13 protein-coding genes and 1 tRNA gene are annotated in these 12,423 nt (G+C 44.1%); 8 read left to right on the forward strand and 6 right to left on the reverse strand.

Features of this window, described 5'->3' with window-relative positions; translation table 11 throughout:
• Nucleotides 1–113: 113 nt before the first annotated feature.
• Nucleotides 114–971, forward strand: a complete 858-nt coding sequence (locus tag NDI44_RS06135; RefSeq protein ID WP_190412811.1) for a DUF559 domain-containing protein — start codon at nt 114–116, stop codon at nt 969–971.
• A gap of 222 nt (nt 972–1,193) precedes the next feature.
• Here the strand turns inward: NDI44_RS06135 and groL are convergent, their stop codons facing one another.
• On the reverse strand, nt 1,194–2,831 hold the full coding sequence (gene groL / locus NDI44_RS06140) for a chaperonin GroEL (RefSeq protein WP_190412812.1): 1,638 nt from the start codon (nt 2,829–2,831) through the stop codon (nt 1,194–1,196).
• A gap of 121 nt (nt 2,832–2,952) precedes the next feature.
• On the reverse strand, nt 2,953–3,264 hold the full coding sequence (gene groES, locus NDI44_RS06145) for a co-chaperone GroES (protein WP_190412813.1): 312 nt from the start codon (nt 3,262–3,264) through the stop codon (nt 2,953–2,955).
• Nucleotides 3,265–3,569: 305 nt separating this feature from the next.
• Between groES and NDI44_RS06150 the strand changes: the two genes are divergently transcribed.
• Both NDI44_RS06150 and NDI44_RS06155 read left to right on the forward strand, forming a co-directional pair.
• Nucleotides 3,570–4,022: a ferredoxin gene (locus tag NDI44_RS06150; RefSeq protein ID WP_190412814.1), complete on the forward strand. Its 453-nt coding sequence runs from the start codon at nt 3,570–3,572 to the stop codon at nt 4,020–4,022.
• A gap of 201 nt (nt 4,023–4,223) precedes the next feature.
• On the forward strand, nt 4,224–4,871 hold the full coding sequence (locus tag NDI44_RS06155) for a response regulator transcription factor (protein WP_190412815.1): 648 nt from the start codon (nt 4,224–4,226) through the stop codon (nt 4,869–4,871).
• A gap of 58 nt (nt 4,872–4,929) precedes the next feature.
• Here NDI44_RS06155 and NDI44_RS06160 read toward each other — a convergent pair whose 3' ends face one another.
• From NDI44_RS06160 to NDI44_RS06175, 4 genes are all read right to left on the reverse strand, one after another.
• A complete protein-coding gene (locus tag NDI44_RS06160; RefSeq protein ID WP_347275919.1) occupies nt 4,930–5,175 on the reverse strand; it encodes an NIL domain-containing protein in 246 nt (81 codons plus the stop codon).
• Nucleotides 5,176–5,274: 99 nt separating this feature from the next.
• Nucleotides 5,275–6,156: a sulfate ABC transporter permease subunit CysW gene (gene cysW / locus NDI44_RS06165; protein ID WP_190412817.1), complete on the reverse strand. Its 882-nt coding sequence runs from the start codon at nt 6,154–6,156 to the stop codon at nt 5,275–5,277.
• Nucleotides 6,146–7,003 (reverse strand): sulfate ABC transporter permease subunit CysT, encoded by an 858-nt coding sequence (gene cysT / locus NDI44_RS06170; RefSeq protein WP_190412818.1) that lies wholly within the window; start codon nt 7,001–7,003, stop codon nt 6,146–6,148. Before cysT ends, cysW begins: the two co-directional genes overlap by 11 nt.
• Nucleotides 7,004–7,137: 134 nt before the next feature.
• Complete coding sequence (locus tag NDI44_RS06175; protein WP_190412900.1) at nt 7,138–8,283, reverse strand: sulfate ABC transporter substrate-binding protein; 1,146 nt, start codon at nt 8,281–8,283, stop codon at nt 7,138–7,140.
• Nucleotides 8,284–8,551: 268 nt separating this feature from the next.
• Between NDI44_RS06175 and NDI44_RS06180 the strand changes: the two genes are divergently transcribed.
• The 5 genes from NDI44_RS06180 (at nt 8,552) to NDI44_RS06200 (ending at nt 12,376) form a co-directional block, all read left to right on the forward strand.
• A tRNA-Thr gene (locus tag NDI44_RS06180) sits at nt 8,552–8,623 on the forward strand.
• Between the two features lie 373 nt (nt 8,624–8,996).
• Complete coding sequence (locus tag NDI44_RS06185) at nt 8,997–9,464, forward strand: GNAT family N-acetyltransferase (protein ID WP_190412820.1); 468 nt, start codon at nt 8,997–8,999, stop codon at nt 9,462–9,464.
• Between the two features lie 198 nt (nt 9,465–9,662).
• On the forward strand, nt 9,663–10,478 hold the full coding sequence (locus NDI44_RS06190; RefSeq protein ID WP_190412821.1) for a hypothetical protein: 816 nt from the start codon (nt 9,663–9,665) through the stop codon (nt 10,476–10,478).
• Between the two features lie 6 nt (nt 10,479–10,484).
• Entirely contained in the window at nt 10,485–10,931 is a 447-nt protein-coding gene (locus tag NDI44_RS06195; RefSeq protein ID WP_190412822.1) for a DUF488 domain-containing protein, read from the forward strand.
• A gap of 539 nt (nt 10,932–11,470) precedes the next feature.
• A complete protein-coding gene (locus NDI44_RS06200; protein ID WP_242037062.1) occupies nt 11,471–12,376 on the forward strand; it encodes a DUF4394 domain-containing protein in 906 nt (301 codons plus the stop codon).
• Nucleotides 12,377–12,423: the final 47 nt, after the last annotated feature.

Raw genomic sequence — 12,423 nt, forward strand, 5'->3', positions numbered from 1 at the left:
TTTACAGCGCGGTTTTCAAACGTTAACAGTCGCCAGTAGTGCGTAGTTGTTGGTATACCTGCAAGCAGTATAGGAACAAAATACATGAATGCAAGAAGTGGGCTTGATTAAATATGAAAGAAAAAATACCCGCTAATTTTAATTGGAATAAATTTTCTGATATTGATAAGGATGTCGAGTTACTAAAGAAAGTTCGTGAAAATTTTACTAGCAAAGAGTTGACTTTATCTGTCATAAATTATAGAATTGATAAACTTTGTAAAAATTTATATTCATTTCTCTTGTCTTATGAAGATTTATCTTTATTTAAAGAAATTTTAAAATTTTCAGCAAGTAATAACGTAGATATAATCTATAAATATTCTGAATCACCAATAGAATTGATTTTTTTTAATTCCATAATTACTCATTTTCTTTTCCCTTCAGCGAAGGATTTATTATTAATTCCTCCTATACCAATTTTTACTTTACCTATTCATAATGCTACAAAAAGCATACATGAATTCATCCAAGGTTATAAAGAAAGTGTTGATATTTGTAGTCGTGGTAATATATATGAAACTATAAGTAAAGTACAGTTATTAGCTGATGATGGAACTATATCTTCAGACTTAATGAGTTCTTTTGAAGAATATTTATTACAGCATCGCCTTAACGACTACAGATATAAAACTTATCACTTTACAATTCAAGCTAGCTTTCCAGAATTAAAAATAGATGGAAAGTCAATTAGAGCCGATCTTTTAGTTTGGAAACCAGAAGATGAAAATTTTAAACTTATAGTGGAATGTGACGGTTTCGAGTATCATTCAGGAAAAAAATCGTTCGTGAATGATAGAAAAAGAGATCGTTTATTGAAGTCAAACGGATACGAAGTTTTTAGGTATTCGGGTACAGAGATATTTAATGAACCGTTTAAAGCAAGTATGGATTTATTTAATTACTTAAATGCAAAAGAGTTTCGGAAGTAGATAACTCAATAGAACTTACATAGTTCTAAAAAAGGTATTTATATCTTATTGATTCATTAATAACAATAGGTTGCAATATCCATATAGTTAAGGCTTTTTCTTGTTCTCCTATGTGACTCATTTGAGTTTCTTTCAGTAAAAAAATAAAACATCCGCTTCCTGGTAGAGGCAGATGTTTTATGAAGCGGGCGGGCAAAATGCCCACCCCACAAAGAACTAGAATTAGTAGTCGAAGTCGCCGCCCATGCCAGCGCCAGCGCCAGCAGGAGCGCCATCTTTTGGCTCAGGCTTGTCAACTACGATGCACTCGGTGGTCAGCACCATGCCAGCGATAGAAGCGGCATTTTGCAGAGCGGAACGAGTCACCTTAGCGGGGTCAACGATACCGGCTTCAAACATATCGACGAACTCATTCGTCGCGGCGTTGTAGCCGACGTTGAAGTCCTTCTCTTTGACGCGCTCAGCAATGACAGCGCCATTCTGACCGGCGTTCTCAGCAATCCGCTTCAGAGGAGCAGCCAAAGCACGAGAAACAATCATCGCACCTGTCAACTCTTCATTCTTCAGGTTGGCAGTTGCCCACTCTTCCAACTGAGGAGTCAGGTGAGCTAGGGTTGTGCCACCGCCAGGAACGATCCCTTCTTCCACAGCAGCTTTAGTCGCGTTGATGGCATCTTCCAGACGCAGCTTCTTATCCTTCATTTCGGTTTCGGTCGCAGCGCCCACTTTGACGACGGCGACGCCACCAGCCAGTTTAGCTAGACGCTCTTGCAGCTTCTCGCGGTCGTAGGAAGAATCGGTTTCGTCCATTTGACGGCGGATTTGCTCGCAACGAGACTTCACAGCAGCTTCGTTGCCTTCGGCGACAATTGTGGTGTTGTCCTTGGTGATGTTGATGCGGCGAGCTTTGCCCAGCATTTCTAACCGGGTGCTTTCCAGCTTCAGACCAGCATCTTCGGTGATCAGCTGACCGCCAGTGAGAACGGCAATGTCTTCTAGCATTGCTTTACGGCGATCGCCAAAACCAGGAGCCTTGACAGCAGCCACATTCAGCACACCCCGCAGGCGGTTAACCACTAGGGTTGCCAGTGCTTCTTTCTCGATGTCCTCAGCGATAATGATCAGAGGACGACCAGCACGAGCGACTTGCTCCAGAACGGGCACTAAGTCTTGGACAAGCGTGATTTTCTTGTCGGTCAGCAGGATGAAAGGCTCTTCCAGAACCGCTTCCATCCGCTCCATGTCGGTAGCGAAGTAGGGAGAGATGTAGCCTTTGTCAAAGCGCATCCCTTCGGTGATTTCCAGTTCGGTGGTCATGGACTTCCCTTCTTCCAGGGAGATGACGCCTTCCTTACCCACCTTATCCATCGCTTCAGCGATCATCCGACCAACTTCTTCGTCGTTACCAGCAGAGATGGTACCAACTTGAGCGATCGCTTTGGAATCTTCTACTTGTTTGGCGTGTTCGGCAATTCTTTCCACCAGGAAGCCAGTGGCTTTGTCAATCCCGCGCTTCAGAGAAATTGCATTTGCACCCGCAGCAACGTTTCTCAAGCCCTCTTTTACAATTGCATGAGCGAGAACGGTTGCAGTCGTGGTGCCATCACCAGCAGCATCATTGGTCTTAGAAGCGGCTTGACGAATTAAGGAAACACCCGTGTTTTCAACGTGATCTTCTAATTCAATTTCTTTGGCAATGGTGACACCATCATTCACGATTTGTGGTGCGCCGAACTTCTTCTCTAGTACCACGTTGCGGCCTTTAGGGCCGAGAGTGACAGCCACAGCTTCAGCTAGGATGTCCATCCCTTTTTCCAGGGCGCGACGAGCGTTTTCGTTGTAAATAATGCGCTTAGCCATAGTTCCTCAGTTGTTTTGAGTTTTGAGTTTTGAGTTTTGAAGGAGTGTTGAGCATTGAGTTTTGAGTGTTGAGTTAAGCAGATGTGTTTAACTGGGAACTCTCAACTCAGAACTCATAACTTTATGAAACGACTGCTAAAATGTCCTTCTCTGAAAGCAGAACATACTCTTCTGTGCCGAGTTTGATGTCTGTGCCAGCGTACTTGGAGTAGAGAACCTTGTCGCCCACAGAGACTTCCAACTCAACACGAGTGCCTTTGTCATCGCGCTTGCCAGGTCCCACAGCGACGACTTCCCCTACTTGAGGCTTTTCTTTGGCATTATCAGGAAGAAGAATTCCACCAGCGGTTTTCTCTTCAGCAGCGCTCACTTTCACAAAAACGCGATCGCCCAGCGGCTTAACAGTGGATACGCTTAGAGATACAGCTGCCATACAAACTTCGCTCCTATTACAGGTTTGACTCAAGACACACGATTCGTTCGTTGAGAATTAGCACTCTCAACCTCTGAGTGCTAATTTAGCCCAACCAGTGTGCGATCGCAACAAAATTCTTTGTACGGGTTCCCGAACTTATCCGGTTGTCGGAAGACTTTAGTAGAAATGCTTAAGACACAAAGAGGGCTTTAGTCATTGGGATGGCATAGCGCGATCGCACTCAATCTGCTAAAAAAAATTGGAACCGCTAAAATCTCCTAAAAAACGGATATCTCGCTTCTTCCAAGGAAATCAAATAAATAATGACTGAAAACACAGTGGCTGAGTCTAGCCCTGAAATTCCTGAAACTTGTCAATCATCAGACCCAAACGCTCTCGCCGCTTGTGTGCAGACCTTGGGACTGAATCAAATTCAGCGCCATGTCTTCATCTGTGCCGATCCAACCTTACCCCAGTGTTGCTCCAAGGAAACCAGTTTAGAATCTTGGAATTACTTGAAAAAGCGACTTAAAGAGCTAAAACTAGACAAGCCTTCCGACAAAAGCCCTCTTTGCATTTTCCGCACCAAAGCAAACTGTCTGCGAGTTTGCTCCCAAGGCCCAATTCTAGTCGTTTACCCAGATGGTGTTTGGTATCGTGGAGCGACTCCTGAAGTCATTGAGCGGATTATCCAAGAACATCTGATTGGCAACAAAATTGTGCAAGAATACGCTTTCTTAGTTCATCCACTACCAAAACCCTATACAGTAACATAGTAGCTACGTTATATTCTTCCGTGTACCTACTAGATTTTCGTCGTTGTGACCCATGTCAGTGACTATAATTTTCTAAAAAGAGATTATAGGAATTGCCTAGACTTAGTAGGAGTCGGTGCAGCAGGGTGCTGAAAAAAACGTAAACTATACGTACAAAACGGTTTAAATTTTCACAATTCCAGGCTTGGCGAGTGGCACAGCATGAAAGACACCAGTATAAGAGATAACAAACGACTGTTGCTGATTGATGACGACCCCAACCTGATTTTGCTGGTCAAGGACTACCTGGAATTTCGGGGGTACGAAGTCATCACCGCTGAAAATGGTCGGGAAGCACTGGAAGTTCTAGAGCATGATATTCCTGACATGATTATCTGTGATGTCATGATGCCAGAGATGGACGGAATTGCCCTTGTGCAACACGTCAGAGAAGATCCCCGCATCAGCTGGATTCCAGTTCTATTCCTCTCAGCGAAAGGTCAAAGTCAAGACCGAGTCAAGGGTCTCAATACTGGGGCAGATGTCTACATGGTCAAGCCCTTTGAGCCAGAAGAATTGGTGGCGCAAGTGGAATCTTCTCTTAAGCAGGCCACTCGCCTAATTCATCATCCAGCTAGAGGAACCGAAGGAGGGTCGAAACTCCAGGTACCTGACACTGTAGAATTAACCCCGACCGAGCTGAAAGTAGTTCAGTTTGTGGCAAGAGGTATGGCAAATCGAGAAATTGCTGAGCAGATGAACGTCTCTCAGCGCACGATTGAGAGCCACGTATCCAATATGTTAGGTAAAACGAATCTCCATAACCGCACGGAGTTAGCTCGTTGGGCGATTGAGAGTAATATGGCTTAACAAATAAAAAGGCAAAATTAATAATTGAAATTATTAATTTTGCCTTTTTAAATTTTCGTTACCACCCATCTTGTTCGCTGTCAGATTTGCCCCACAGTTCTAGATCCAGTTCATTCAAATAAGTTAAGGCGCTTTGAAGTTGGCGAGTCGATCCTGAGAGTTCTAGGTCAAACCAGCCATCATCTCTAGCGTTGGCTCCTAAAAGGGCAGCAGCAATATTAACTGTGACACCGTGGTGAGAGACTAGTCGCGAGATGATGGGATCTTCCTGATATTCCTTGGGAATGCGGATTCTGACACGCATTTTAGTAGGTCTGTTATCTTCGTGCCCAGTCGTAGATTGAGCAGGTTTTGATGTATTTACAGGCAAGTCATTTGTACTATACATAGTCCTCAATTCCTCCTATTCAACATCTTTAATACTGGTTTTACGCTCTAGAATTTCTTTCAAGACCAGGGTAACTAACGCAAGTGCCCCAAGTAGAACGGCGGCTGAGAAAGATGCTTGAGTCTGGTATTGCTTATAAGCTTCCTCCACAAACAACGGCAAAGTTTGAGTTTTGCCCGCAATATTGCCAGATACAACCGAGACGGCACCAAACTCGCCCATGACTCTGGCGTTGGTCAAAATGACGCCGTAGAGGAGGCCCCAGCGAATATTCGGCAGAGTGACGCGCCAGAAGATTTGCCAGTCAGTTGCACCCAACGTTTTAGCCGCTTCTTCTTGATCTGAACCAGCTTCTTCCAAAACGGGAATCACTTCACGGGCGACGAAGGGCATCGTAATAAAAGCACTCGCCAATATCATTGCAGGCGCGGCGAAAATAATTTTTATGTTTGCCGCCGCTAGCAGTGGACCAAACCAACCGTTGCGTCCATAGAGCAGCACGATCATCAGTCCAGCGACGACTGGGGATACGGCAAAGGGGATGTCTAGAAGGCTGATCAGAAAGGTTCGACCCCGGAATCGATGTCGTGCGACCACCCACGCTGCACAGAGTCCAAACACGACATTCATCGGTACGACAATTAGGGCGATCAAGATAGTCAGCTTTACGGCATGGAGAAAATGGGGTTCCGTCATATTGTGGATAAACGGGCCAAACCCTCCCTTAAATGCTTGCACAAAGACGTTGATAGCTGGAATGAACAAAATCACAGCCAAGTAAGCGATCGCTACCCCGATCAAAACAACTTTTACCCAGCTTTTTTCCTTCTGGTTTGGGGAGACTTGAGGAGTTTTTAATTCTGGATTAAAAGACTTCCCTGCTACATTAGAGTTCATACTTTCGTCCCCACGCTTGCAAAACATTAATTACGATTAGAACTAACAGCGAAATTACTAATAAAACAGTCCCAATCACCGTTGCTCCGGAATAGTCATACTGTTCCAATCGCTGAATAATCAACACGGATGCGATTAAGTCCTTAAAAGGTACATTCGCCGCCACAATTACGACCGAACCGTATTCTCCAACAGCACGCGCAAATCCCAACGCTACACCCGTTAAAATCGCTGGCATTAAAGGTGGCAAAACAACTCGCCAGAATGTCTGAAATTTAGAGGCTCCCAAAGACCAAGCGGCTTCTTCGACTTCATGCTCCATTTCTTGCAATACAGGCTGTAAGGTTCGCACGACAAATGGCAAGGAGATAAACACCATCGCCACCCCCACTCCCAAGCGCGTGAATGCCACCTTAATTCCCAAAGGTGCTAGCAGGGAACCAATCCAGCCGTTATCGCTGTAGACCGTTGCCAGTGTTAAACCCGCGACTGAGGTAGGCAGTGCAAAGGGCAAATCAATGGCTGCATCAATGAACCGTTTGAATGGGAACTCATAGCGAACCAAAACCCAAGCAATTAACACGCCAAACACTCCGTTGAGCAGTGCCGCAATGAAGGCTGTGATGAAGGTAACATCGTAGGTTGCAAGAGCAATGGGACTGGTGGCAATTCTCCAAAAATCAATCGGTTTTTCTGTACTTGCTTTCAACACAAGGGCAGACACTGGCAGGATGAGCATGATGGTGAGATACCCCAAGGTAATCCGCCAAGGCCAGGACATACTGCTTATCTGGCGAAATGGGTTTTTCCAAACAGAAGTTTGTTGAGGAGGAGCCGATACAGCCATAGAAAAGTATCCAGTATTAAAGAATGATGAAATTCGGTAATTGTTCTCGGTTTTAATTGTGGCTAATTGCTAATGAATCCTAGTCTTTTCTTGGTTGATAATGACGCAATTAGCAATTAGCTCTTAGTCAGTCTTTATCTACTGCTAGCTTGAATTTTGTCAAAAATTGTTCCGTCATCAAAAAATTTCTTCTGGATCTCGTCCCAGCCCCCCAAATCTTGAGCGGTGAAGAGAGTTTTAACTGGGGCATACTGCTTCGCGACTTCTTCCCCTACTGTTGGATCAACGGGTCGGAATCCCACTTTGGCAAATTCTCGTTGGGCTTCTGGGGTATATAGAAACTTGACAAACGCTTCTGCAATTTCTCTCGTGCCGTGTTTGTCAACGTTTTTGTCCACAACGGCGACCGGGCTGTCGATGGAGATGTTCGTATCGGGCACGACATAAGGAAGTTTCTGACCGTTTTGCCCAGCCAATACTACTTCGTTTTCATAGTTGATTAAGACATCTCCCTGTCCTTGCTTGAAAAAGACATCACTGGCTTCGCGGGCGTCTCTCGGTAGCACGGGGACATTCTTGTAAACTTTGGTGACTAATTCTTGGGCTTTGGCATCGTCACCGCCGGTTCTGGTCACTGAACCCCATAAACCTAAGAAGTTCCAGCGAGCGCCACCAGAAGTTTTGGGGTTAGCTGTAATGACTTGCACGCCATCTTTGGCTAAGTCTGTCCAGGTTTTAATTCCTTTGGGATTGCCCTCGCGAGTAACCAGTGCTGCAACAGATTTGGTTACAATTGCACCATTCGGTGCTTCTTTCTCCCAACCAGCTTCAATTAACCCGGCTTTCTCAAGCTTCTCGGTATCAAGAGCCAGGGCCAGGTTTACAACGTCCGCCTCTAAACCATCGATTACGGCACGGGTTTGGGAGCCAGATCCACCATAGCTTTGGTTGAAGGTAACGTTTTGGTTGCGTTCCTGTTTCCACTTAGCGGTGAACTGGGGAATAATTTTTTCGTAAGCAGCGCGAGTCACCGCGTAGGAGACGAGGGTTACTTGTGCATCGCCGGTTTTTGCCGCTGGGCTGGCACCACCTGCGGCAGTCGTTGTCGGGGAAGGGGAATTAGAGTTACTGGGGGCGCAAGATGCGATCGCTACGCTTAAACTCATCCCCAACAGGAACATAAACACAAAACCCTTCCGGGAAGTGACCTTTAGCCATCTGGCTGTCTGTTGTTTCCACGGTTGAAGTGCCTTAAGCCGAGTAATTTGCCACAAACGCATGAAACGCTCTCCTTTTATCCCCGGTAAGTCGGTCGGGATACCGTAATTTATGGTTACGAACATACATCCTACAGCAACTGAGAACGTTTGTGTCTAGTTACGCAAGGAAATTTCAGCCAGAGGTTTGGCAAAGATGAAGGCGAGGGCAATCGCGACTCCAGCCCAAATTAGTTTTGATGATTTGGCTGATGTTCCTGGGAAAGAATTGAGTATTAATACTGAAAGGACTGGATATTTAATTCAAAAATTGCTATTCTATACATTGGTTGCTGGTGTAGCTCAGGGGTAGAGCAGCTGATTTGTAATCAGCCGGTCGCAAGTTCAAATCTTGTCACCAGCTTTTTTTGTGAGTTTGTGCCTTCTAGCTTCCTTGTGACTTTACCCATAACTTTGCCGCAACGGCAGGCTTATGCTTCCATTTAACAGTGGCAATATTATGGTTCCAGCTTTCACTAAAATTACTTCATTGGTGTAAATAGAGCTTACTTCTCAATTAGCGCTTTACCTGCCCTAAAGCTAGAATTTGGTGGAATAAGCTATGGGCTGCCCAAGCTATATAGACGCCTAATGCACCATAAGCAATAACTTCCAAGAAGTAATTTATAGATAATCGCGCCATCGCTACAAGTACACCTATAACAGCGACTTGGGTTTTGGAATCAAGCGGAACTCATCATGCCTTGGAACTTTAGAAAGTCTACGAGAACGGCTGGATGACTCAGGAGATAGAGCAATTAGTTAAAGATAAGCAAGGTCGCCAGTACCAGATGAAAGGCGATTATGACGATGAATCCGGGCTTCTTGTCGTCAAGCTGCAATATCAAAATAATGAAGTTGGTCGGCTTCAATGCGTCGTCGATCCACCAGGAGAAATGAAAATAAGCGACTTGATTATCTCCAATGATGATGATGATGTCGTAGAGATCCCAAGGTGGCGGAAAGTATTTAAACTCAAACCTAGAAACTACCGCAACAAAGGACTAGGCACTTACCTTCTGAAGTTTGCGCTTGACTTCGCTCGCCAGAAGGGGATGACACACATCTACGGTTGCTTGACTCACAAAGATATCGCCACCACTCCAGGTCTTATCAACTGGTACAAAAAGCACGGGTTTGAGCTAGAGTCGCCTGCGCCAAAAGACCCTTCTACGACAGCGCATAGAATATCTCAACAGCTTTGAGCGAGTGGGGCGATGGTTCCAGCAAAAGCGAACGGACTTCTTCGGCGCAACGCGATCGCTCTTTTGCATCGAAAATTTCACGGTTTGGCAGAGATCCCGTGCGCCAACAATCACTAGCAGGCCTTGTAGCCTAGCCTATAACCAACTTTTCCCCTTTGCACCGCCAAGCCACCTTGAATTTAAAGAAGGTTAACTTATATGGAAAGAAATAAAATACTAATTGCAACAAAGACTTATCCTTCAATAAGCACCAAATACAAAGAAACTGTTTGTACGGCTGGAATCTTATTGGATGACGACGAAAATCCTAAAAGTTGGATTCGCATTTATCCTATTCGTTTCCGCGAGCTAGAAGTCGATAAAAAATTTCCTAGATGGAGTATTATCAGCGCTCGAATAGAAAAAAATGATAAGGATGCTAGACCTGAAAGTTATAGGATAGATGATGATTCTATAAGTGTCCTTAGAAAAGTCGGGACGGAGAATAATTGGGGAAAAATAAAATCTTTCATTTTCCCTTTTCAGTTTGATTCCATCAATAGTATTAAAAAACAAAATAAAACTCTAGGTTTAATTAAGCCTAAAAATATAAGTAAATATTTTTGCAAGCCAGTAGAACGTGAATGGAGCGATAAGCAGCAAGCCGTGCAGGATCAGCTCGAGTTGCTCGATTTACTAGAACCAAGCAATCCATTGTCAACATTAGAGAAAATTCCTTATAAGTTTGGATATGAATTTACAGATAATGATGACGTTAAACACAAATATACAATCACCGACTGGGAAATCATGCAGTTGTACAGAAATTGTAGAGAACGCTCAAAATTAGCTGATTTATACTCTAAGGAGAATGAAGCATTGGAGAAAGTTAGGCAAAAACTCGAAAGCAGCTTTATGTATGATAAAGAGCTTTATTTTATTGTTGGGAATTTAAAAAGCCATCCCCAGAATTTTATGATTATTGGTTTAGTGTACCCACCTATAGTAAAATATGAACAGCTCAGTTTTTTCTGAATAAAAATGGCTATTATTGCTACAGAAGATGATTCTAAAACTATTTCTAATATGGATAGACTCATCCTGACTTTTGGTTATGGAAATAGAACAAACCACGAAGTTTTTTTAGATTACTTACATGAATTTAATGTCACTTGTGTAATAGACGTTAGATTAAGCCCTCGTGCTTGGAGTCGTCAATGGTACAAAGAGCAGATAGAAAAAATTTGTAGTTATAAAAAAATTAAGTATTTATCAAAAGAATCTCTAGGTAATACATCTGGTAAAAGTAACTGGATTCCTCCTGATTATGATAAAGCGCGTGAAACACTAATAGAAATTTCAAAGCTTGCTGAAGTCGGCACGATTTTACTATTGTGTGCTGAGATGGACTCATCTAAATGTCATAGAGTAGATGTTGCTTGCGAACTACAGAAGCTTGTTGATGTTCCAATTAAACATTTGAAGTAAACTAAAAAAGCACCGCCTCAATTAAAAACCTTCAAGCGTTACATCGAAAATTTCGTAGTGGAACACTCTCTAAAGCGTCAACTCTTACGGAATCAACAAAGAAGTGTTTTAACGCAAATCCTTGGCTCAAGTCTTGGCTCAAAAGTTGAATTCGCAAACAACTCGACCAGTTTGTTTGTCTACGCGATGCTATGGAGTATGTTCTATACTTAGCGTCCTAACCGCCCTGGCTGTTGCTATACTTCCACACTGCCTTGAAACACAAACTGAAAGTTTCTGCTTTCCGTAGTTTTACAATGCGTAGTTTAAACAAGCATTTCAGCAAAACTTCATCAAAACTTCATCTTTTGAGAGAAAAGAGGCTGCTAATTAAAGAATTTGTAAAGATAGACTCTGACCGAAAACCGTAGTGATAGTTCCTCCGTACAGTACACAGTCATTGTCAATCACCGTTAAAACTAAGCATATTTGCGTAGTTTTAGTTACTTGTTGAGCTTGGCTGACAAAACTAGAAAAAATTAGCAGTCGGAGAACTACCCATGAAACTAATTAAGCTTGGTACAGCGATCGCGGCATTAATTGTAGCTACGATGTTCGATCTGCTCGGCGTTGCTAAACCCGCAGAGGCAGCGACCATGAAGCTGATTGGTCTGAACGACGATAACAGCCTAGTTTTCTTTAACCGCAAACTTTCCAAGATTTCTAGCACCGTAAAGATTGCAGGGGTTGATGGGACTGTGCTAGGGATTGACTTTCGACCAGCCGATGGTCTCCTCTACGGTGTCACAGACAAAAACGGTATTTATACCATTGACACCACCACGGGTGCTGCTACTTTCGTGAAGACCCTCAGCACTCCCTTCACGGGAGGATTCGAGTCTGGATTTGACTTCAACCCAGTACCCGACCGCCTGCGGCTTGTCGGTAGCAATGACCAAAACCTTCGCATAAACGTGGACACTGGTGCAGTGATTACTGATGGAACCTTAAACTATGCATCTGGCGATCCCAACTTCGGAGCTAACCCCAATATTACCGCTGCGACCTACACCAACAACTTCGCTGGGACAACTACAACCGCACTATACGGAATTGACTTTGCTCTCGACACATTGGTTCAGCAGAACCCACCCAATGCTGGCATCCTGAACACGATAGGCTCCCTGGGTGTTGATTTCGGCGAAACTGGAGGATTTGACATTGTAACGACCAAGAAGGGAGGTAGCATCGTCAATAATGCCTTCGCAGCTTCTGGCTCGAACATTTACAGCATCAACTTGGGCACAGGTGCTGCTACGACACTAGGCACTTTCAGTGGCGGCGGCAATATTGTTGGTCTTGCTGCCACTTCCGTCCCTGAGCCTGGTACTGTTGGCTCTTTGCTCGGTTTCGGTGCGCTTGCCCTACTAAGTCGCAGCCGCCGTCGTGTCAAGTCAGCTAATTAAATATAGTTTCAAGATTTCATACTTTGCCCTTGTGCTTTTTGGGCTTT

This window comes from Trichocoleus sp. DQ-A3, from assembly GCF_039961975.1.
In the GTDB taxonomy this organism is placed as follows: Bacteria; Cyanobacteriota; Cyanobacteriia; order Cyanobacteriales; family FACHB-T130; genus FACHB-T130.